The following is a 20,820-nucleotide window of genomic DNA, read 5'->3' on the forward strand; positions in this document are numbered from 1 at the left end:
CCCCGTGACACTCGCCCTGCGCTACGCCGCGCGCTCCGACGTCGGTCTGGTGCGCCACGACAACCAGGACTCCGCCTACGCCGGACCCAACCTGCTGGTGGTCGCCGACGGCATGGGCGGGCACGCCGGCGGCGACATCGCCTCCAGCCTCGCGATCTCCGCCCTGGCGCCGCTCGACACCCCGGAGCACGGCCCCGACCAGGCGCTGCAGGACCTCGAGGAGACGGTCGAGCGAGCCCGCCAGGACCTCGTGCACGCCTCGGAGATCTCGCCCGAGCTCGCCGGGATGGGCACCACCGTCACGGCGCTGCTGCGCTCCGGCAACACGCTGGCCATGGCGCACCTGGGTGACTCCCGCGCCTACCTGCTGCGCGACGACAAGCTCACCCAGGTCACCGTCGACCACACCTTCGTCCAGCACCTCGTGGACACCGGCCGGATCTCACCGGACGAGGCCGAGACGCACCCGCAGCGCAACGTCGTCATGCGCGTCCTGGGCGACTTCGACGTCGACCTCACCCCGGACATGTCGATCCGCGAGGCACGGGCCGGCGACCGCTGGCTCCTCTGCTCGGACGGCCTGTCCGGGTTCGTCCCCGTGGACCAGATCACCGAGGTCCTGGCCCGGTGCGAGTCGCCGGACGAGGCGGCGGACATGCTGATCACGCTGGCCATGACCGCGGGCAGCACCGACAACATCACCGTCGTCGTCGCCGACCTGGTCGACGACGAGACCACTCCGGCGGCGGCCCCGACCGAGACGACCCAGGTCGTCGGGGCGGCGGCCACCGACGTGGCCGCCCCGGTCTCTCGCGACACGGGCACCGAGCCGGCGACCACGGAGTCGGCACCGACCGACCCGACCGACGACGCGGACGACGAGGACGACGGCACCGACGACGTCCGCCCGAAGCGTCGCCCCTGGGTCGGGGTGCTCGTGCTGCTCCTCGTGCTCGCCGGGGTGGGCCTCGGGGGCTGGTGGGCCTACGGCTGGACGCAGGACCAGTACTACCTCGGGGTCGCGGATGGCCAGGTCGCCGTCTACCAGGGCATCCCGCAGGACGCCGGCCCCTTGACGCTCTCCCGCGCCGTCGAGGTGACGGACACCTCGGTCGACGACCTGCCCGCCTACTGGGTGGAGCGCCTCGACGGCTCGATCCGCACGGGCTCGCTGGACGAGGCGCTGGAACGCGCCGACCGTCTCGCCGAGGAAGCCGCACCGACGCCGGTCCCGAGCCCCTCTCCCAGCCCGTCGTCCTCACCGAGTTCGTCGGGCAGCCCGCGCCCCGACTCCTCGCCGAGCGAGGAGCCCGCGCAGGCGGCGGAGGAGGGTGACGCGTGACCGTTGACGAACCCGCCGTGACGCCACGGCAGCGTCGTCCGCTGCGCCTGGCCGAGGTATTCCTGCTCCTGCTGGCCCTCGCCGGCGGCATCGGCGGCTACGCGATGGTCGGGACGTCCATCCGCGGGGAGCTGCCGGACAGCTTCTGGGGGAGCAGCGCCCTGCTGGCCGCCACCGCCCTCGTCGCACACATCGTCCTGCGCCTGCGCGCCCCGTGGTCCGACCAGGTCATCCTGCCCGCGGTCGTGCTTCTCAACGGCATCGGGCTGTCGATGATCTGGCGGCTGGAGATCTCCGGCTCGCCCGGCATGGCCCCGGCGGACGCCGTCGGCAACATGACCGCGTCCCTGCTGGGCGCGAGCGTGGCCTTCACCCTCCTGTGGCTGCTGCGCGACCATCGCTGGCTGCGCCGCTACACGTACATCTTCATGCTGGTGGGTCTGCTGCTGGTGTCGCTGCCGCTGATCCCGGGCCTGGGCCAGCAGATCAACGGCGCCCGGATCTGGATCACGATCGGCGGCTTCTCGCTGCAGCCCGCCGAGTTCGCGAAGATCGCGCTGGCCGTGTTCTTCGCGGGCTACCTGGTCGTCAACCGGGACACCCTCGCCCTGGCCGGCCCCAAGGTCCTCGGTCTGCACCTGCCGCGCCTGCGGGACCTGGGGCCGATCATGCTCGTCTGGGGCGTGTCCCTGGTCATCCTCGTGTTCCAGCGCGACCTGGGGACGTCGCTGCTCTTCTTCGGCCTGTTCGTCGCGATGCTGTACCAGGCGACGGCCCGCTCGAGCTGGATCCTGCTCGGCATGACGCTCTTCGCCCTGGGGGCGTTCTCCGCGGCCCAGCTGTTCCCGCACGTCGGCGCGCGCATCGACGTCTGGCTGCACCCCCTGGACGCCGAGCAGTACGACCGCGAGGTCGGTGGCTCCTTCCAGCTCGTCCAGGGCATGTTCTCCATGGCGAACGGCGGGTTGTTCGGCACCGGCTGGGGCGAGGGCCGGCCGTTCCAGATCCCGTACGCCTACTCGGACTTCATCTACGCGGCCCTCGGCGAGGAGCTGGGTCTGACCGGCCTGGCCGCCGTCCTGCTGTCCTACCTGCTCATCGTGCAGCGCGGGTTCAAGGCTGCGTTGACCGTGCGGGACGGCTTCGGCAAGCTGCTGGCCGCCGGGCTGGCGTTCGTCATGGCCCTGCAGATCTTCGTCGTCGTCGGCGGGATCACGCGGATCATCCCGCTGACGGGTCTGACGTTGCCGTTCATGGCCCAGGGCGGGTCGTCCCTGCTCGCCAACTGGATCGTCATCGCACTCCTGCTGCGCATCTCCGACAGCGCACGGCGCCCCTCCGACCTGCCCGTGCGGGGCCAGGTCGGCGCGGCCGAGCGTGAGCCCGTCCTCGTCGGCGGCACGTCCGCGGACGACGGCACCCCTGTGGCCGGCACCCCGTCCGTGGGCGGGACGCCCCCGCCCCCGCCCGACGGCGGCACCCCGGTGGCCGGCAACCGGCTGCCACGCCGCAGCCTCGCCGAGCGCGACAGCTCGGGCACCACCGGCGCGAGCGGTTCGTCGGACCCCACCGAGTACATCGACCCGACCACGCCCGAGGCCCCGCGAGGAGGTGACCGCCCGTGAACAAGACCGCTCGTCGTCTGGCCTCGATCGTGATGGTCATGTTCCTCGCGCTGCTGGTCTCCACCACGTGGATCCAGTTCTTCGCCGCGGAGTCGCTCAACAACGACCCGCGCAACGCCCGCACGCTCTACGAGCAGTTCGGCACCGACCGCGGCCCCATCGTGGTCGGCGGCGAGGCCGTGGCCGACTCCGTCCCCGTCGACGACGAGTGGAACTATCAGCGCGAGTACGCCCAGGGACGCCTCTACGCGCCGCTGACCGGGTACTACTCGCTGGTCAGCGGCACCTCCGGCATCGAACGAGCGGAGAACGACTTCCTCGCCGGTTCGGCCGACGCCCTGTGGGCGGACCGGCTGCAGAACCTGCTGACCGGGTCCGACCCGCAGGGGTCCGCCGTCGAGCTCACCGTGAACCCGGCCGCCCAGCAGGCCGCCTGGGACGCGCTCGGTGACCAGCGCGGCGCCGTCGTCGCCCTCGAGCCGTCCACGGGCCGCATCCTGGCGATGGTCTCCAAGCCGACCTTCGACCCGAACGAGCTGGCGACGCACGACACCAAGCAGGCCAACGACGCCTACCTCGCACTGTCGAACAGCGACGACAAGCCGCTGAACAACCGCGCGACCTCTGAGATCTACCCTCCGGGGTCGACGTTCAAGCTCGTCACCGCCGCCGCGGCGCTGGAGAGCGGGGACTACACGGCCGAGTCGGTCGTGGACGCGCCCGAGACCTACACCCCGCCGGGCACGAACAGCGCCATCCGCAACTACGGTGGCACCGCCTGCTCGCCGTCCGGGGAGCAGACCCTCGCCGACGCGCTGCGGATCTCCTGCAACACGGCGTTCGCCCAGCTCGGCGTCTCCCTCGGCGACGAGGCGCTGCAGGAGCAGGCCGAGGCGTTCGGGTTCAACGAGAGCTTCGCCGTCCCGTTCGGCACGGCGGCCAGCGTCTTCCCGGACCCGCCGATCGACCCGGCCTTCGTGGCGACCTCCGCCATCGGCCAGTGGGACGTCAGGGCGACACCCCTGCAGATCGCCATGGTCTCGGCCGGCATCGCCAACGACGGCGAGGTCATGGAGCCCCACTCGGTCGCCCGGGTGCGTGACCAGAACCTCGACGTCGTCTCCGAGACGCGGCCCAGCGGACTCGGCCGTGCCGTCTCCGCCGACACGGCCCAGCAGCTCACCGAGATGATGATCGGCGTCGTCGAGGGCGGGTCCGGCACGGGAGCGCAGATCTCCGGCGTGACGGTGGCCGGCAAGACGGGCACCGCCCAGCACGGCACGGGCTCCGAGCCGCCGCACGTGTGGTTCACCGGGTTCGCCCCGGCCGACGACCCGCAGGTGGCCGTCGCCGTCATGGTGGAGGACGGCGGGTCCATCGGGACGTCCGAGGCGACCGGCGGCAGGGTGGCCGCGCCGATCGCGCGGGCCGTCATGGAGGCGGTGCTCAACGGATGAGGCCGACGACCGGACTGTCCCTGGGGGACCGTTACCGCCTGACCCGACGGATCGCCGTCGGGGGCATGGGCGAGGTGTGGGTCGCCGACGACAGCTACCTGGGCCGGGACGTCGCGGTGAAGGTGCTCCGTGAGGAGTACACGGGCAACGAGGACTTCCTGCGTCGGCTGCGCATCGAGGCGCGCAACAGCGCCTCGCTGTCCCACCGCAACATCGCCCAGATGTACGACTACGGCGAGCAGGACGGCGCCGGGTTCCTCGTCATGGAGCTGGTGCTGGGCGAGCCGCTGGCGGACCTGCTCGAGCGCGAGCCCGTGGTGGCGCCCCGCAAGCTGCTGCCGATGCTCGCCGCCACGGCCCGCGGCCTGCACCACGCCCACAAGGCCAAGGTCGTCCACCGCGACGTCAAGCCCGGCAACATCCTGCTGGAGCACGACGGCGGGGTGAAGATCACCGACTTCGGCGTCTCGCTGGCGGCCAACCAGGTGACGATGACCGCGACGGGCATGGTCATGGGGACCGCGCAGTACCTGTCGCCCGAGCAGGCCGTCGGGCAGGCCGCCACCCCCGCCTCCGACCTCTACGCCCTCGGCGTGGTGGCCTACGAGGCCACCGCCGGCAAGCGGCCGTTCACCGGGTCGACCCCGGTGGACATCGCCGTCGCGCACGTCAACAACGCCGTCCCGCCGCTGCCGCAGGCGGTGCACCCGGGCCTGGTCGACGTCATCATGCGGATGCTCGCCAAGGACCCGGGCAAGCGACCGGCGTCCGGAGCCGATCTCGCCGACGAGCTCGACGCGCTCGCCGCCGAGATCGCCGAGGACCCGCTCGGCGCCCGGTCCCGGTCCGCGCGACGCGCGGCCCGCACCGGCCGGCCGGCACCGGTCCGGCACGCGCGCACCGAGGAACCGTCACCCCCGGCCGAGCGCCGGACGGCTCCGGCCCGTCCGGACTGGTCGGCGGGCGTCGCGACGCCGGACGCGCCGGAGGTGCCGGCACGTCCGCCGCGGGACCCGGCCCGTCCGCCCGTCCCGCGCGCCTACCCGGCGCGGCGCGACGTGCACGGCGCCACTCGCGCGACCCCGGCACAGGTGGAGGAGCGGACCCGCCGGAGCGGCTCCTCCCGCAGCAGGAACCGGTCGGGGCCGGAGCGGACCTCCACGACGACCGGGCACCGGCTCGGGCCGCTCGGCCGGCTCTCCTGGCCGCTGCTCGCGCTGCTGGGTCTGCTCGGCGTCCTGCTGGTGGCGACGCTGGTCAGCGGCTCCGGCGACGACGGGGACGCCTCCGCGACCGCAGGCACGACACATTCCGTGAACGTGGGGGCGATGACCGTGACCGACTCTGGGATGATGCTCCCAGACCCGCCGCGCCCCGTCGGCGCGGCCATGACCGAGAAGGACGTCTGAGTGGTGGAGAACACGCCCCGAGTACTCGCCGGCCGTTACGAGGTCGGTGAGCTCATCGGCCGTGGCGGCATGGCCGAGGTGCACATCGGCCACGACGCACGCCTGGGCCGCACGGTCGCGATCAAGGTGCTGCGGTCCGACCTCGCACGCGACCCGTCGTTCCTCGCCCGGTTCCGCCGCGAGGCGCAGTCCGCCGCAGCACTGAACCACCCGGCGATCGTCGCCGTCTACGACACCGGCGAGGACATCTCCACCGACGCCGTCGGTCACCAGGTCCACATCCCGTTCATCGTCATGGAGTACGTCGAGGGCCACACGGTCCGGGACATCCTCGCCGACGGCGCCGCCGTGCCGATCGAGGAGGCCGTCGAGATCACGGTCGGCGTGCTCAGCGCGCTCGAGTACTCCCACCACGCGGGCATCGTGCACCGCGACATCAAGCCCGCCAACGTCATGATCACGCCCACGGGTGCGGTCAAGGTGATGGACTTCGGCATCGCCCGCGCCGTCGCCGACTCCGCCGCGACGATGACCCAGGGCCAGGGCGTCATCGGCACCGCGCAGTACCTCTCGCCCGAGCAGGCGCGAGGCGAGCAGGTGGACGCCCGCAGCGACCTGTACTCCACCGGCTGCGTGCTGTTCGAGCTGCTCACCGGCCGTCCGCCCTTCATCGGCGACTCCCCGGTGGCGCTGGCCTACCAGCACGTCGGCCAGGCGCCGCAGCGACCCAGCGAGTTCGCCAACGACGTGCCCGAGGTGCTCGACCGCATCGTCCTGACCGCCCTGACGAAGGACCGCGACCAGCGGTACTCGACGGCCGCGGACTTCCGTTCGGACCTCGAGTCCGCGATGCGCGGCGGTGCCGTGGGGGCGCCGGCCATCGGTGCGCTGGCGGCCGGCGCTGCTGCCGGCTACGCCGCGACGCAGGTCCTGGGTGACGGCAGCTCGACCCAGGTCATGAACCCCGCCCAGCAGTCGCCGTGGGGGACGGCGGGAACGACCGCCGACCAGTCGGCCGTCGGTGCGGGGCCGCCGGAGAGGGACGACCAGAGCCGCAAGGGCCTGATGTGGACCCTCATCGCCGTCGCCGTGCTGGCCCTCGCCACGATCCTGTTCTTCGCGCTGCGCGGCGGCGACTCCGCCCCGGAGACCGTGACGGTGCCCGAGCTCACCTCGGACATGAGCCCGACCGAGGCGGAGCGGGCACTCGAGGCCGTCGGGCTCGGCTTCTCCCAGCGGCCAGACCCCGACTCCGACGAGCCGGAGAACACCCTGACCCGGTCGGACCCGGCGTCGGGCGAGGAGGTCGAGGCCGGCTCGACGGTCGACGTCTTCTTCTCCACCGGCCCGGAGACCTTCGGCATGCCGGACCTCACCGGCCTGTCCCAGGACGAGGCCGAGTCCCAGATCGAGGACGCCGGCCTCGAGGTCGGCGAGGTCTCCGAGCAGGCCAGTGCCGACTTCGACGAGGGCGAGGTCATCTCGACCGACCCGGCGCCCCGCGAGGCGGTCGAACCCGGCGACAGCGTCAACCTCACCGTGGCCAACGGCCAGGTCGAGCTGCCGAACCTCATCGGCATGTCCGAGGACGAGGCCAAGAGCACCCTCGACGGCCTTAACATCAGCTGGAACACAGAGCGCCAGGAGGTCGACGACGCCAACGACGCCGGCCGCGTGGTCAACCAGTCGCCCGAGGCCGGCACGATCGGTCGCGACGAGTCGGTGACGATCTCCATCGGCGAGGAGCGTGAGGTCGAGACCGTCCAGCTGCCCGACGTGGTCGGGCTCTCGGCCCAGGAGGCCGAGCAGCGGCTCAACAGCGAGGCCAACGTCAACGTCCAGCAGACGACCGCCAGCTCCGCGGACTACTGCTCCGGCTTCGTCTCGGCCATGGACCCGGGCGCCGGCTCCGAGGTCGAGGTGGGCTCCACCGTCACGATCACCGTCTCGACCGGCGAGCCCGGGCAGAACTGCACCGGTGGTCCGACACCGGAGGAGCAGCCCCCGGGTCAGCAGGACGGGAGCGGCAGCGCCGACGACGGTGCGTGGCTCCCGGTCGAGCCGGACCCGACCGACTGACCGCCGGTGGCGGGGACTCCAGAGGTCCCCGCCATCGCGCCGTCGGCATCGGCCAGCGACCTGTGGTCGGCCGCTCGCTGTCGATTCAGAACAACTTCTGTCGACTCAGGACAACTCCTGTCGAGTCAGGGCGTTCCTGCCGCGAGTCAGTACATTCCTGCCGCGAGTCAGGACGACCTCGATCGAGTCAGGGCGCGGGCATCAGCCGGGTTCCCCGACGAGATCAGGCCATGCCGGCCCTGACCGTGCCACGCACGTCCTGACTCCACAGAGTTCGTCCTGACTCGGCGAGGATCGGCCTGACTCGGCGGCCTTGGTCTTGACGCGCAGGGTCCTGGCCCGGCCGGCCCGTGGGCTGATCAGGCGGCGTGCACGAGCGGTGCCATGCCGGCTGACCGCTCCACGGCACCGGCGTCGCCGCACACGGCCAGCCAGTTGGCGAGGAGCCGGTGACCCCCCTCGGTCAGCACCGACTCCGGGTGGAACTGCACCCCGTGCAACGGCAGCTCGCGGTGCTGGAGACCCATGACGACCCCGCTGGCGGTCGCCCCCGTGACCTCGAGCTCGGCCGGCACCGTGTGCGGCTCGACGGCGAGGGAGTGGTACCGCGTCGCCGTGAAGGGCGAACCCAGGCCGGCCAGCACGCCGACTCCCCGGTGCTCGACCTCGCTGGTCTTGCCGTGCATGAGCTCGGGCGCGTGGGAGACCGTGGCGCCGTAGACCTCGGCGAGGGCCTGGTGCCCGAGGCAGACGCCCAGCATCGGCGTCGTGGAGCGGGCGCAGGCCCGGATGACGTCCTCGGAGGCCCCCGCCTGCTTCGGCGTTCCCGGCCCCGGGGAGATCAGCACGCCGTCGAACGCTGTGCCGTCCTCGGTGCGGTAGCGCCCGTCGGCATCCGGCTCGGGCACGGCGTCGTTGCGCACCACGGTGGTACGCGCGCCGAGCTGGTCCAGGTAGCCGACGATCGTGTAGACGAAGGAGTCGTAGTTGTCCACGACGAGGATGGAGGTCATGGTGCGTGCGCCTCGACGGTGTTGTCGTTGATGGGGACGTACTCGGAGAACCAGGGGAAGACCCACTCGAAGCAGACCCAGACGGCCGCGACGAAGAGCGCCAGGAGCAGGAGCGCCCGGAACCAGGCCGGACCCGGCAGGGCGCGCCACAACAGGCCGTACATCATCTCACCCCCGCGTCGTCGTCGGCCAGGGCCTGGATCTCGACCCCGGCGTCGAGGAGCTCCGCCGGGACCCCCTCGTCCACCGGCGCCCAGTAGTCCAGCTCGCCGTGCACGACGTAGCGCTGCGCCGCCGAGTACATCGGGTGGCACGCCGTCATCGTGAGGAAGCGCTGGGTCAGCTCGGGCAACGGTTCGCCCGGCCGCACGCCGGGGACCGGGGAGACGACCTCGACCTGGTTCGGCCAGACGATCTGCGACGAGGTCATCTTGTAGACGTACCAGGTGTCCCGGGTTCGCACGACGAGGGCGTCACCCTCTCGGAGATCGGCGATCTGGTGGAAGGGACGTCCGTAGGTGGTGCGGTGGCCCGCCATCGCGAAGTTGCCGAGCTCACCCGGGTTGGCGCTGTCCGGGTAGTGACCGATCCCGAGCCGGTCGAGCACGGTGGCCTTGTCGATGCCCTCGGCGATCGGCTCGACGTAGTCCGTGCCGAACCTGGGCACGTAGAACTGCGCGAACACCTCGGCGAACGCCGCGTCGTCGGCGGCGGGTGGCTCGCCACGGTGCTCCGAGGCGACCGCCGGGCCCTCGGCAGCGGTGTTGCCGGACGGCACCTCCGCCGCCGGCGGCTCGGGCCAGTCGAGCTCGGCCAGCACCTGGCTGTGGATGCGCTCGGCCTGGACGTCCGTCCACCACAGCTGCCAGACGACGAAGAGGCCGAGGACGACCCCCGCCGTGATGAGCAGCTCCCCGACGAACCCGACCAGGGCGCTGAGCGGGCCTCCCCGCCGTCCGGCATCGGCGCCGGAGGCGTGCCTCACGAGAACACGTCCGTTCCCTCGGGCACGTCCGCGAACTGCACGTCCTGCCCGCCGGAGGCCGCCGGCACCTCGATGTCGTCGAGCTGCTCGGCGGAGTACCCGAGGTCGATCCAGTCGACGTAGTCCCGGTAGATCGCCACGCCGGGGGAGGAGTCGAGGGCGGCCTGGAGCTGGTCCGGGTCACCCACGGCCTCGACGACGTAGGGCGGCGAGAAGACCTTGCCGTGCAGCAGCATGATGTTCCCCGAGCACCGGAACGCGCTGGTCGGCGTGACCCGCTCGCCCTGGAGCGTCATGGCCTCGGCGCCGCCGGCCCACAGGGCGTTGACGACGTGCTGGACGTCCTGCTGGTGCACGACGAGGTCGTCGGCGGTGACGTTCTCGATGGACAGCGACGACGACGGGGCGTCCTCCAGGCTGACCCGCATCCCCGGGCCCTCGACGGGCCATGCACCGGAGACGACGCCCTCCTCGGACCGCAGGTCGGCGGACCGCCGCGGGACGTCCCCCGGGACGTTCTCGCTCAGCTCCTGGATCTCCGCGTCGAGCGCGGCGACCTGCTCGGTGAGCGCGTCGACACGGTCCGCCTCCTCGGCGACGACGGCGGACAGGTCCTCGGCGTGCCGGCTCTGGTCGTCCCGGTTCAGCTGGGCGCTGACCGTGAACAGCACCCCGGACAGCGCGAGCACGACCGTGACGGTGATCCCTGAGCGGATTCGTTGTGACACGAAGCGCCTCCTTCGTCATGATCGTGCCCGGGGCGGTGCTGTTGACCACTACGCTAGACGACGAACCGTCGTCGGCGTGCCGGGTGCTCACCCGGGACGCCGCACCATCGTCCTGACAGGAGCCGATCCGTGCCCGAGAAGTCCGAGAAGCCCCGCAAGAAGTCCGACGCCGCGGAGCCGCAGCTGCCGCACAAGGCCTCGGCCAACCCGCGGTGGCTCGTCCCGACGATGCTCACCCTGATGCTCGTCGGGCTCGCCTGGATCGTGACCTACTACCTCACGAGCCAGAACCTCGGTCTGCCCGTCCCCGCGCTCGGGAACTGGAACCTGCTCGTCGGCTTCGTCCTCATCATCGCGGGCTTCTCGCTCACGACCAGGTGGAAGTGACCCTGCTGTACAGATCACACGGGTGTGATTCCACACCTGTGCATATCCCTGGGGACGACGGTACGCGGGACCGCGAGGACCGCCGCTAGAACAGGCCCAGCAGGCCCGCCGCGGTGGGCACGGTCGAGTACTTCCACACGGCCGCCGCGACGAGCACGACGCCGACGGCGGTCGGCAGCGCCCAGCCCACGAGGCGCTGCCGCTCCCTCGGCGCCAGGGCGAACCCGGCGCCGAGGACGAGACCGACCACGAGCCCGCCGATGTGCGCCTGCCAGGCGATGTTCGGCACGAACAGCGGCAGGGCCATGTTGATCGCGATGAGCACCACGATCTGCCCCGCGTTGCGCCCGAGCCGACGCAGCACGGGGATGATGGCACCGAAGAGGCCGAAGACGGCGCCCGAGGCACCGACCACGCCGACGTACCAGCTCTCCTGCAGCGGGTCGGCCAGCAGCAGCACCCCGACCTGCCCGCCGACGGCGGCCAGGACGTAGAGGGCGACGAACCGGCCCCGGCCGAACGCCTGCTCGAGGAACGGCCCCACGAGCCACAGCGCGTACATGTTGAACAGGATGTGCAGCGGCGTCGTGGAGTGCAGGAAGGCCGCGGTGAGGAACCGCCACGGCTCCGCCTGGCCGATCGCCGGCGAGAACGCCCACCGCTGCGTCCATGAGGGATCCAACTGCTGGGTGGTGAGTTGCAGGATCCAGCTCACCGCGCACAGGCCGATGATCGTCAGCGTGACGACCGGCCGACCGCCCCGCGCCGTCCCGCCGAACACCGTGCGGACGCTGCGCGTGTTCCGCTGCGCCTCGGCGACGCAGTCGACGCACTGCACGCCGACGGCGGCCGGGCGCTGGCACTCGGGGCACGCCGGACGCCCGCAGCGCTGGCAGCGGACGTAGGACACGCGGTCCGGGTGCCGCGGGCACACCGGAGGAGCGTCCGTCGGCGGACCCGACGGCGGGAGCGGCGGGGTGCTGATGGTCGGGCCCTTCAGTCCTCGATCGTCACGCTCTGGATGACGACGTCCTCGACCGGACGGTCGCCCGGGCGGGTCGCGGTGGTGTTGATGGCGTCGACCACGGCACGGGACTCGTCGTCGGCCACCTCGCCGAAGATGGTGTGCTTGCCGTTCAGCCACGGCGTCTCGGCGGTGGTGATGAAGAACTGCGAACCGTTGGTGCCCTCGGCCGCGCCGGTCACCGGGTTGCGGCGCTTGCCGGCGTTGGCCATGGCGAGCAGGTACTTGCGGTCGAACGACAGCTCCGGGTGGATCTCGTCGTCGAAGGTGTAGCCCGGACCACCGGTCCCGGTGCCGAGCGGGTCCCCGCCCTGGATCATGAAGTTCTCGATGACGCGGTGGAAGATGACGCCGTCGTACAGCGGCTCGGTGCGCTCGGCACCGGTGCGCGGGTCGGTCCACGGCGTGGTGCCCTTGGCGAGACCGACGAAGTTCGCGACGGTCTTCGGCGCGTGGTTCGGCAGCAGCTCGAGGCGGATGTCACCGGCGGTGGTGTGGAGGGTTGCGAACATGGCACCCATCATGTCACCACCACCGGGCCCGGGGAGGTCACCTCGCGTGTGACGCTGCGCCCTTCTACCAGGGGTGGCAGAGTGGGGCCATGGTGCAGACTCCCAAGATCGACCCCGCCAAGGTGAAGGACTCCACCGCGGAGGTCACGGCCGCGCTCGTCGGCGCGGGCACCCGTGCCGCGGACAGCGCCAAGGACGCCGCAGGTCAGGCCAAGGACTGGGCCGGACCCCGATACGACGCCTTCGTCGAGTGGCTGCGGCCACGCGCGGAGAAGGCGTGGTACGACAGCGTCCAGGCTGCCGCACCCCGCGTGGAGGAAGCGGCCGGCAAGGCCGCACCGCTCGTCGACACGGCCCACGACAAGATCGTCGACGAGTACCTCCCCCAGATCGTGACCGCGTTCAACGCTGCCGCCGCCCGGGCCGCGGTGACCGCCGGCGAGGCCAGCAAGGCCGCGCAGAAGGCGGCCAGGGCCGCCGAGAAGTCGGCGCGCAAGGCCCAGCGCCGGTCCCAGCGCCGCAAGACGGTCGGCTGGACCCTCGCGCTGGGCGGTGCGGCAGCCGCCGGCTACGCGTTCTACCGCCGGGCCCAGCCCCAGAACGACCCGTGGGCCGAGCCGTGGGAGCAGTCCCGGACGCCGGACTTCGACGGTGTCGCGCGGGATGCCCGCCACGCGGTCGGTGACGCGGCCGAGGCCGTCGGCGAGGCCGCCGGCTCCGCCGTGGCCAAGGGTAAGGAGGCCGTCTCCGACGCCCGCGAGAAGGCCGCCTCCCGGACGTCCAAGTCCCGCCAGAAGGCGACCGAGGCGACCGGCGAGACGGCCGAGAAGTCCGGCGCGGCGGCAGCCACCGGTGCCGACAAGACCGCCGGCTCCACCCCGAAGACGGGTGCGGCGGCAGCCACCGGTGCCGACAGGACCACAGGCTCCACCTCGAAGACCGGGTCCTCGACGAAGGCTGCCGAGGACGCGAAGAACTCCGCGGGCCAGGCATCGCCCGCCGAGGACAAGAAGGAGTAGTCGTCAGCTGATCCCCGACGACGACGAGAGCCCCCGTCCGCGACGGACGGGGGCTCTCGTGCTGTCTCGTGGGTGGAGCCAGGGGGACTCGAACCCCCAACCCCCTGCTTGCAAAGCAGGTGCGCTACCAATTGCGCCATGGCCCCTGGGGGTCGTCAGTCGAGCGAGTCGGTGACCTCGGTCCACAGGTCCCGGTCCGCGGCGTCCTCCGAGAGGCGGCGCCAGACGACGTAGCCGACGGTCGCGGTCAGCAGGGCGACGACGATCTTCTTCACTTCGGACCTCCTCGTCGACCGTGGAGTGGGGCTAGGAGGACTTGAACCTCCGACCTCTTCCTTATCAGGGAAGCGCTCTAACCGTCTGAGCTATAGCCCCTCGCGGCACGTCCTCGGTGAGGGCGTGCAGCACGGAACATTACCGTACCGGCCCCACCGGTCCCAAACCGGAACCGGGGCGGCCGGGTGTGACGTCCGTCGCGCGGTGGCGACGGGTCGTCACTCGTCCGTCAGGGTGAGGTGCACACCGCCGACCAGGGCCGCGGTGATGTTGTACAGCATCGCCATGATGGTCGCGATGGCCGTGAAGAGGACGACGTTGACCAGGGCGATCAGGGTCGCCAGGGACAGCGTGCGCTCGAACTGGACGATCTGGGTGATGTCGACGGCCTGGGGCCCGAGCGTCGAGATGAGGAACTCCTGGATCGTGGCGAACGTCCCGATCGAGTTCAGCGAGTACCAGACGACGGCGGTCGCGACGACGGTCATGATCCCCAGGGCCACGGAGAGCAGGAACGCCAGCTTCATGATCGACCAGGGGTCGATCCTCGACACCGACAGGCGGACGCGACGCGGGCTGCCGAGGCCCTCGGGCCCGGCGACCGACGGCTGCGTGCCGGTCTGCGGCGACCCGTCGGCGGTCGGCGACTGCTGCGCGGTGCCGTGGACGCCTCCCGCCGAGTAGTGCATCTCCGGGCGGGGTCCCGAGGACGTGCTGCCCGGCGGCGGGGGAGGTGCGGACGACCCGGTGGAGCTGCTGTCGTGCGACCCGGACGTGGACATCCCGGCCGAGGCGGCGGACGCGGCGGACTGGACCTTCTTGGCCGCCGTCCGCGCGGCGGCCAGGGCGACCGCGGCGGCCTTGACGGCACCGTTCTTGTCGGACGTCTCCACTGCGGGACCGGCGGCGGGCCGGTCCGAGGTCGACGCCGGGCGGCCGGCCGTCGGAGCCGGGTCGGACGTCGACGCCGGCGTGGCCGACGTCGAGGCCTCGTCGGCCGCCTGACCGTGCGTGGTCGGCTGGGCGGGCTCGGCGCGGTCGGCCCCGGCCGTGGAATCGCTGCGACCGTTCGTGGCGACGGACTCGCTGCGACCGTTCGGCGTCGAGGACTCCGACGTCTCGCCGGCCTCGTCAGGGGCGGTCGCGGAGGTCCCCGCGGCGGTGGCGGACGACGACTCCTTCGCCGTCCCGGACCCGTTCGTGGGCTCGCTGCTGTCGACCGGTGCGGTCGCGGAGGTGTCCGCCTTCGGCGTCGTCTTCTGGCTGACCATCAGATGTTCCCGTCCCCGGTCTCGTCCTGCGCCGGCGTGTCCGCCGTCGCCTCCTGCGTCGGCTCGACGTCGTCGGCCGGTCCTTCCACGCTAACCGACTCGGCCTCCTCGCGGCGCTCGACGTTCCGCGCGACGGCGATGATGCGGTCTCCCTTGTCCGGCTTTGCGAAGGTCACACCCTGGGTGGTGCGCCCCGTCTGGTTCACCTCGTCGACCCGGGAGCGGACGATCTTGCCCTTGGACATGATCACCAGCACCTCGGTGTCCGGTTCGGTGACGAGTGCCCCCACGAGGTCGCCGCGCGCCTCGACGAGGTTCGCCACCTTGATGCCGTAGCCATTGCGACCCTGGAGACGGTACTCCTCGATCCGGGTGCGCTTGGCGAACCCGCCCTCGGTGACGACGAACAGGTCGGTGTCCGGCTCGACGACGTCGGCCGCGAGCAGCTCGTCGCCCGTCCGGAACTTCATGCCCGTCACGCCGGAGGTGGCGCGGCCCATCGGCCGGAGCGTGTCGTCGTCGGCCGCGAAGCGGATCGACTGGCCCTTCCGCGACACGAGGATCAGCTCGTCGTCGGCGTCGACCAGGCGTGCCGCGACGAGCTCGTCCGGGGTGCCGTCCTCGTCCGTGCGCAGGTTGATCGCGATGAGTCCGCCGCTGCGCGGGGAGTCGTAGTCGGTCAGCCGGGTCTTCTTGACCAGTCCGCGCCGGGTCGCGAGCACCAGGTACTCGGCGTCGTCGTAGTCCCGCAGCGCCAGGACCTGGGCGATCTGCTCGCCCGGCTGGAAGGCGAGCAGGTTGGCCACGTGCTGGCCCTTGGCGTCGCGCGCGCCCTCGGGGATCTCGTACCCCTTGGCGCGGTAGACGCGGCCGGCGTCGGTGAAGAACAGCAGCCAGTGGTGCGTCGTGGTCACGAAGAAGTGGTCGACGATGTCGTCCTCGCGCAGCTGCGCCCCGCGGATCCCCTTGCCGCCGCGCCGCTGGGCCCGGTAGGAGTCGGTGCGGGTGCGCTTGGCGTACCCGCCGCGGGTGATCGTGACGACCACGTCCTCCTCGGGGATGAGGTCCTCGATGGACATGTCGCCGTCGAACGGCAGGATCTGCGTGCGGCGCTCGTCGCCCCAGCGCTCGACGACGGCGTCCAACTCGTCGGCGACGATCGTCCGCTGCCGCTCGGGCCGGGCCAGGATGTCCTGGTAGTCGTCGATCTGCGCCTGCAGCTTGGCGTGCTCCTCCAGGATCTGCTGCCGCTCCAGGGCCGCGAGACGGCGCAGCTGCAGGGCCAGGATCGCGCTCGCCTGCTGCTCGTCGATGTCGAGCAGGTCCATGAGCCCGGAACGTGCCTGCTCGGCGTCCGGGGAGCGACGGATGAGGGCGATGACCTCGTCGAGGGCGTCGAGGGCCTTGAGGTAGCCCTCGTAGATGTGGATCTTGTCCTGGGCCTCGCGGAGCAGGAACTCGGTCCGGCGCCGCACGACCTCGATCTGGTGCGTCGTCCAGTGCCGCACGAACGCGTCGAGGCTCAGGGTGCGGGGCACGTCGTCGACGAGCGCGAGCATGTTCGCGCTGAAGTTCTCCTGCAGCGAGGTGTGCTTGTACAGGTTGTTCAGCACGACCTTCGCGACGGCGTCGCGCTTGAGCACGATGACCAGCCGCTGACCGGTGCGCCCCGAGGTCTCGTCCCGGATGTCGGCGATGCCGGCGATCCTGCCGTCGTTGACCAGGTCCGCGATCTTCGTGGCCAGGTTGTCCGGATTGACCTGGTAGGGCAGCTCGGTGATGACCAGGCAGATCCGGTTCTGGATCTCCTCGACGTTGACCACGGCGCGCATCGTGATCGACCCGCGACCGGTGCGGTACGCCTCCTCGAGGCCCTGGGTCCCCAGGATCTGGGCGCCGGTGGGGAAGTCCGGCCCCTTGATGCGCTGGAGCAGCGCCTCGAGCAGCTCCTCCTTCGAAGCCTCGGGGTGGTCCAGGTGCCACCGCACGCCCGCGGCGACCTCCCGCAGGTTGTGCGGCGGGATGTTCGTCGCCATGCCGACGGCGATGCCGGCGGACCCGTTGACCAGCAGGTTCGGGATGCGCGAGGGCAGGACCGTCGGCTCCTGGGTGCGGCCGTCGTAGTTGTCCTGGAAGTCGACGGTGTCCTTCTCGATGTCCCGCACCATCTCCAGGGCGAGCGGGTCCATCTTGCACTCGGTGTACCGCGGGGCGGCCGCCGGGTCGTTGCCGGGGGAGCCGAAGTTCCCCTGGCCGGCCACCAGCGGGTAACGCATCGACCAGTCCTGCACGAGGCGGACCAGGGCGTCGTAGATCGCCGTGTCACCGTGCGGGTGGTACTTGCCCATGACGTCGCCGACGACGCGCGAGCACTTGGAGAACGAGCGGTCCGGCCGGTAGCCGCCGTCGTACATCGCGTACAGCACCCGCCGGTGGACCGGCTTGAGGCCGTCTCGCACGTCGGGCAGGGCACGCCCGACGATGACGCTCATCGCGTAGTCGAGGTAGCTGCGCTGCATCTCGAGCTGCAGGTCGACCTGCTCGATGCGTCCGTGCGCGATGGCCGTCAGGGCCTCCGGGGGACCGCCGTCGGCGCCCTCGGCCATGTCCGGGCCGGGAGTCTCGTCCGTCACCGTGAATCTGTTCCTTCCTGCGCCGCCGGGGCGCTGGTCCTGCCTCGATCACCCGATGTACAGGACGAGACGTCGCCCTGTACGTGCCGTCGTCGACTCAGATGTCGAGGAACCGGACGTCCTTGGCGTTGCGCTGGATGAAGCTGCGGCGGGACTCGACGTCCTCGCCCATGAGCACCGAGAAGATCTCGTCCGCCGCGGCCGCGTCGTCCATCGTGACCTGCAGCAACGTCCGGTGCTCGGGGTCCATCGTGGTGTCCCAGAGCTCGGAGTAGTCCATCTCGCCGAGGCCCTTGTACCGCTGGATGCCGTTGTCCTTCGGGATCCGCTTGCCGGCCGCCACGCCCTGCTCGAGGAACGCGTCGCGCTCCCGGTCCGAGTAGACGTACTCGTGCGGGGCGTTGGACCACTTGAGCCGGTAGAGCGGCGGCTGGGCCAGGTAGACGTGCCCGTGCTCGATGAGGGGGCGCATGTACCGGAACAGCAGCGTCAGCAGCAGGGTGCAGATGTGCTGGCCGTCGACGTCGGCGTCGGCCATGAGCACGATCTTGTGGTACCGCAGCTTGGCCAGGTCGAAGTCCTCGCCGATGCCGGTGCCGAACGCCGTGATGAGCGCCTGGACCTCGTTGTTCGACAGGGCCTTGTCCAGGCGCGCCCGCTCGACGTTGAGGATCTTGCCGCGGATCGGCAGGATCGCCTGGTGGTGCGGGTCGCGGCCGCGCACGGCCGAACCGCCGGCCGAGTCACCCTCCACGATGTAGATCTCGCACTCGTCGGGACGGTTCGACTGGCAGTCCTTCAGCTTGCCCGGCATGCCGCCGGAGCTGAGGATCCCCTTGCGGCGGGTGGCCTCGCGCGCCTTGCGGGCGGCGATGCGCGCCTGGGAGGCGGAGATCGCCTTGCGGATGATGTCGCGGCCCTCGTTCGGGTGCGCGTCGAACCAGTCCGTCAGGCGCTCCCGCACGATGCGCTGGACGAAGGTCTTCGCCTCGGTGTTGCCGAGCTTCGTCTTCGTCTGGCCCTCGAACTGGGGCTCGGCGAGCTTGACGCTGAGGACGGCGGTGAGCCCCTCGCGGATGTCGTCCCCAGTGAGGTTCTCGTCCTTGTCCTTGAGGATGGCCTTGTCCCGCGCGTAGGTGTTGACCAGGCTGGTCAGCGCCGCACGGAAACCCTCCTCGTGGGTACCGCCCTCGGTGGTGGAGATCGTGTTCGCGAACGTGTGGACCGACTCGCTGAACGCCGTCGTCCACTGCATCGCGATCTCGACCGAGACCTTGAGGTCCGTGTCCTCGGCCTCGAGGTCGATGATCTCGGGGTGGATGATGTCCGACTTCTTCGCGGTGTTGATGTGCGCGACGTAGTCCCGCAGCCCGCCGTCGTACTTGTACGTGACGGTGCGCACGGCACCCGCCGCGGACTCGGAGTCGTGCACCTCGTCGTCGGGCGAACCGGCCGTCTCGGCACCGTCCCCGGTCGACCCCTCGCCGTCCAGGGCCGCGACGACCGCCCGCGAGTCGAGCGCGCCGGTCACCTCGTCCGGGCCCGAGACGTGCTCGGTGCGCTCGTCGGTCAGCGTGATGCGCAGGCCCTTGTTGAGGAACGCCATCTGCTGGAACCGCGCGCGCAGCGTCTCGAAGTCGTAGTCCGTCGTCTCGAAGATCGACGCATCGGCCCAGAACGTCTGCGTGGTGCCGGTGCGGTCCGTCTCGCCCAGACGCTGCAGCTCGCCCACCGGCGCACCGCCGTCGGCGAAGTCCTGCCGCCAGGCGTAGCCGTCGCGCTCGACCTCGGTGATCACGCGGCTGGACAGCGCGTTGACCACGGAGATGCCCACGCCGTGCAGACCGCCGGAGACGGCGTAGCCGCCGCCACCGAACTTGCCGCCGGCGTGCAGGATCGTCATGACGACCTCGACGGTGGGCCGCCCCTCGGTCGGGTGCATGGCCACCGGGATGCCACGCCCGTTGTCCCGGACGCGCACCCCGCCGTCGGCCAGCAGGGTCACGTCGATCCGGTCCGCGTGGCCGGCCAGGGCCTCGTCCACGGAGTTGTCCACGACCTCGTAGACCAGGTGGTGCAGACCGCGTTCACCGGTCGACCCGATGTACATGCCGGGTCGCTTGCGGACGGCCTCGAGTCCCTCGAGGACGGTGATGTTCCCGGCGTCGTAGCCGCCGTCGGATCGCTGAGCCACAGGCTGGAGCACTCCTCGTCGTCCATGCACGCGACAGGGCCACCCGGGTGGTGCCCGGGCTGCAGCACACAGGATTGACGCGCGGGGCGCCGGCTGCGGGTCGGTGCTCGTTCGTCCCGGGGCAGCCTCACGACCCGAGCAGCCGACGACCGGCCCGAGGGCCGGTCGTACGCCGTTGACACGAGCCCGGGAGGCGGCCCGGGAACATCTGCTCAGTCTACCGTGAAAGCGCAAGAAATAGCGGGTCCCACGTGTCTGGGCGTGTGGGTTCCCCCACGTTGTCCACAGGCGTTGTCCACATCGGTGGTTGCTCGGGCCAACATCGCTCGCCCGGGTCAGCCGTAGGTGTCGCCCGGACCCGGTCCGCGCACCGTCCGACGGCCGCGCCGGAAGCTCGGACCCGACGGCCCGAGGACCGTCACCTGCTCCACGACGCCCTCACCGACCTCCTCGGCCAGCCGGCGCAGCAGGGTCGGCACGAGCAGCCGCACCTGCGTGGCCCACGCCGTGGAGTCGGTGCGCACCACCAGCACCTTGTCCTCGAACGTCTCGGGCGTGCAGTGGTCGGCCACCTGGGCGCCGACGATCTCGCGCCAGCGCCCGACGACGCCCCCGACCGACACCTCGGCCGTCCAGCCCTTGTCCCGCAGCAACCGCCCCACGACGTCCGACATCAGCTGCGGGTCGCGCGCGTTGGGGCCCTTGCCCTGGTCCTTCCGTGGTTCGGCCAGGGGGGAGCGCCGCGCGGGGGAGCCGGGCCGCAGGCCCTTGGCGCGGGCTGCTGCCTTGGCACGGTTGAGCGCCTCGCGCGCCACCTCCGAGGGCGGGGTGAGGTCGGTGCGGTCGACCACCGGCCGCGGATCACG

18 protein-coding genes and 2 tRNA genes are annotated in these 20,820 nt (G+C 71.4%); 7 read left to right on the forward strand and 13 right to left on the reverse strand.

The window, feature by feature from the left end; all coding sequences use genetic code 11:
* Positions 1 to 4: 4 nt before the first annotated feature.
* From Q6349_RS04050 to pknB, 5 genes are read left to right on the forward strand one after another with little or no spacing between them, the layout of a single operon-like run.
* A complete protein-coding gene (locus Q6349_RS04050) occupies positions 5 to 1,342 on the forward strand; it encodes a PP2C family serine/threonine-protein phosphatase (protein ID WP_304602967.1) in 1,338 nt (445 codons plus the stop codon).
* Entirely contained in the window at positions 1,339 to 2,967 is a 1,629-nt protein-coding gene (locus Q6349_RS04055) for an FtsW/RodA/SpoVE family cell cycle protein (protein ID WP_304602968.1), read from the forward strand. Before Q6349_RS04050 ends, Q6349_RS04055 begins: the two co-directional genes overlap by 4 nt.
* Positions 2,964 to 4,424: a penicillin-binding protein 2 gene (locus Q6349_RS04060; protein WP_304602969.1), complete on the forward strand. Its 1,461-nt coding sequence runs from the start codon at positions 2,964 to 2,966 to the stop codon at positions 4,422 to 4,424. The genes Q6349_RS04055 and Q6349_RS04060 overlap by 4 nt, the downstream gene beginning before the upstream one ends.
* Positions 4,421 to 5,833: a serine/threonine-protein kinase gene (locus Q6349_RS04065; protein WP_304602970.1), complete on the forward strand. Its 1,413-nt coding sequence runs from the start codon at positions 4,421 to 4,423 to the stop codon at positions 5,831 to 5,833. The genes Q6349_RS04060 and Q6349_RS04065 overlap by 4 nt, the downstream gene beginning before the upstream one ends.
* Positions 5,834 to 7,912 (forward strand): Stk1 family PASTA domain-containing Ser/Thr kinase, encoded by a 2,079-nt coding sequence (gene pknB, locus Q6349_RS04070; RefSeq protein WP_304602971.1) that lies wholly within the window; start codon positions 5,834 to 5,836, stop codon positions 7,910 to 7,912. It abuts the gene before it with no gap.
* 359 nt (positions 7,913 to 8,271) lie between these two features.
* Here the strand turns inward: pknB and Q6349_RS04075 are convergent, their stop codons facing one another.
* Genes Q6349_RS04075 through Q6349_RS04090 form a run of 4 tightly spaced genes read right to left on the reverse strand, consistent with a single transcriptional unit; the run spans position 8,272 to position 10,638 of the window.
* Positions 8,272 to 8,925, reverse strand: coding sequence for an aminodeoxychorismate/anthranilate synthase component II (locus tag Q6349_RS04075; RefSeq protein WP_171246688.1), 654 nt, complete (start codon positions 8,923 to 8,925; stop codon positions 8,272 to 8,274).
* Positions 8,922 to 9,092, reverse strand: coding sequence for a hypothetical protein (locus Q6349_RS04080; RefSeq protein ID WP_278237581.1), 171 nt, complete (start codon positions 9,090 to 9,092; stop codon positions 8,922 to 8,924). The genes Q6349_RS04075 and Q6349_RS04080 overlap by 4 nt, the downstream gene beginning before the upstream one ends.
* Complete coding sequence (locus Q6349_RS04085; RefSeq protein ID WP_304602972.1) at positions 9,089 to 9,910, reverse strand: class E sortase; 822 nt, start codon at positions 9,908 to 9,910, stop codon at positions 9,089 to 9,091. Before Q6349_RS04085 ends, Q6349_RS04080 begins: the two co-directional genes overlap by 4 nt.
* Positions 9,907 to 10,638 carry a DUF881 domain-containing protein gene (locus Q6349_RS04090; protein ID WP_304602973.1) on the reverse strand — a complete coding sequence of 244 codons (732 nt, stop codon included), beginning with the start codon at positions 10,636 to 10,638 and terminating at the stop codon, positions 9,907 to 9,909. Before Q6349_RS04090 ends, Q6349_RS04085 begins: the two co-directional genes overlap by 4 nt.
* Before the next feature lie 129 nt (positions 10,639 to 10,767).
* On the opposite strand from Q6349_RS04090, the gene Q6349_RS04095 reads away from it, so the two are divergent.
* On the forward strand, positions 10,768 to 11,025 hold the full coding sequence (locus Q6349_RS04095) for a cell division protein CrgA (protein ID WP_304602974.1): 258 nt from the start codon (positions 10,768 to 10,770) through the stop codon (positions 11,023 to 11,025).
* Positions 11,026 to 11,110: 85 nt separating this feature from the next.
* Here the strand turns inward: Q6349_RS04095 and Q6349_RS04100 are convergent, their stop codons facing one another.
* Positions 11,111 to 11,935 (reverse strand): rhomboid family intramembrane serine protease, encoded by an 825-nt coding sequence (locus tag Q6349_RS04100; RefSeq protein ID WP_370375597.1) that lies wholly within the window; start codon positions 11,933 to 11,935, stop codon positions 11,111 to 11,113.
* 86 nt (positions 11,936 to 12,021) lie between these two features.
* The gene (locus Q6349_RS04105) at positions 12,022 to 12,561 is read right to left on the reverse strand and encodes a peptidylprolyl isomerase (protein ID WP_304602975.1); all 540 of its coding nucleotides are present in this window, start codon (positions 12,559 to 12,561) and stop codon (positions 12,022 to 12,024) included.
* Between the two features lie 89 nt (positions 12,562 to 12,650).
* On the opposite strand from Q6349_RS04105, the gene Q6349_RS04110 reads away from it, so the two are divergent.
* Positions 12,651 to 13,580, forward strand: a complete 930-nt coding sequence (locus Q6349_RS04110) for a hypothetical protein (protein ID WP_304602976.1) — start codon at positions 12,651 to 12,653, stop codon at positions 13,578 to 13,580.
* Positions 13,581 to 13,653: 73 nt separating this feature from the next.
* Here the strand turns inward: Q6349_RS04110 and Q6349_RS04115 are convergent.
* The 7 genes from Q6349_RS04115 to Q6349_RS04145 form a co-directional block, all read right to left on the reverse strand.
* Positions 13,654 to 13,726: transfer RNA gene (locus Q6349_RS04115), tRNA-Ala, on the reverse strand.
* A gap of 9 nt (positions 13,727 to 13,735) precedes the next feature.
* Positions 13,736 to 13,855: a DLW-39 family protein gene (locus Q6349_RS04120; protein ID WP_304602977.1), complete on the reverse strand. Its 120-nt coding sequence runs from the start codon at positions 13,853 to 13,855 to the stop codon at positions 13,736 to 13,738.
* 26 nt (positions 13,856 to 13,881) lie between these two features.
* Positions 13,882 to 13,955 (reverse strand) — tRNA-Ile (locus Q6349_RS04125).
* Positions 13,956 to 14,074: 119 nt separating this feature from the next.
* Positions 14,075 to 15,127: a DUF3566 domain-containing protein gene (locus tag Q6349_RS04130; protein ID WP_304602978.1), complete on the reverse strand. Its 1,053-nt coding sequence runs from the start codon at positions 15,125 to 15,127 to the stop codon at positions 14,075 to 14,077.
* Positions 15,127 to 17,760 carry a DNA gyrase subunit A gene (gene gyrA, locus Q6349_RS04135; protein ID WP_370375598.1) on the reverse strand — a complete coding sequence of 878 codons (2,634 nt, stop codon included), beginning with the start codon at positions 17,758 to 17,760 and terminating at the stop codon, positions 15,127 to 15,129. Before gyrA ends, Q6349_RS04130 begins: the two co-directional genes overlap by 1 nt.
* A 97-nt stretch (positions 17,761 to 17,857) precedes the next feature.
* Complete coding sequence (gene gyrB, locus Q6349_RS04140; RefSeq protein WP_304602979.1) at positions 17,858 to 19,954, reverse strand: DNA topoisomerase (ATP-hydrolyzing) subunit B; 2,097 nt, start codon at positions 19,952 to 19,954, stop codon at positions 17,858 to 17,860.
* Positions 19,955 to 20,289: 335 nt separating this feature from the next.
* The gene (locus tag Q6349_RS04145; RefSeq protein WP_304603094.1) at positions 20,290 to 20,805 is read right to left on the reverse strand and encodes a DUF721 domain-containing protein; all 516 of its coding nucleotides are present in this window, start codon (positions 20,803 to 20,805) and stop codon (positions 20,290 to 20,292) included.
* Between the last annotated feature and the right edge of the window lie 15 nt (positions 20,806 to 20,820).

The organism is Isoptericola sp. 178, assembly GCF_030586525.1.
Taxonomy (GTDB): domain Bacteria; phylum Actinomycetota; class Actinomycetes; order Actinomycetales; family Cellulomonadaceae; genus Isoptericola; species Isoptericola sediminis.

What these genes read in the sequence shown, in the direction of transcription:
- Q6349_RS04080 (WP_278237581.1), bottom strand. Translation starts at nt 9,092, where the DNA reads ATGATGTACGGCCTGTTGTGGCGCGCCCTGCCGGGTCCGGCCTGGTTC.
- Q6349_RS04130 (WP_304602978.1), bottom strand. Translation starts at nt 15,127, where the DNA reads ATGGTCAGCCAGAAGACGACGCCGAAGGCGGACACCTCCGCGACCGCA.
- Q6349_RS04105 (WP_304602975.1), bottom strand. Translation starts at nt 12,561, where the DNA reads ATGTTCGCAACCCTCCACACCACCGCCGGTGACATCCGCCTCGAGCTG.
- Q6349_RS04065 (WP_304602970.1), top strand. Translation starts at nt 4,421, where the DNA reads ATGAGGCCGACGACCGGACTGTCCCTGGGGGACCGTTACCGCCTGACC.
- Q6349_RS04110 (WP_304602976.1), top strand. Translation starts at nt 12,651, where the DNA reads ATGGTGCAGACTCCCAAGATCGACCCCGCCAAGGTGAAGGACTCCACC.
- Q6349_RS04075 (WP_171246688.1), bottom strand. Translation starts at nt 8,925, where the DNA reads ATGACCTCCATCCTCGTCGTGGACAACTACGACTCCTTCGTCTACACG.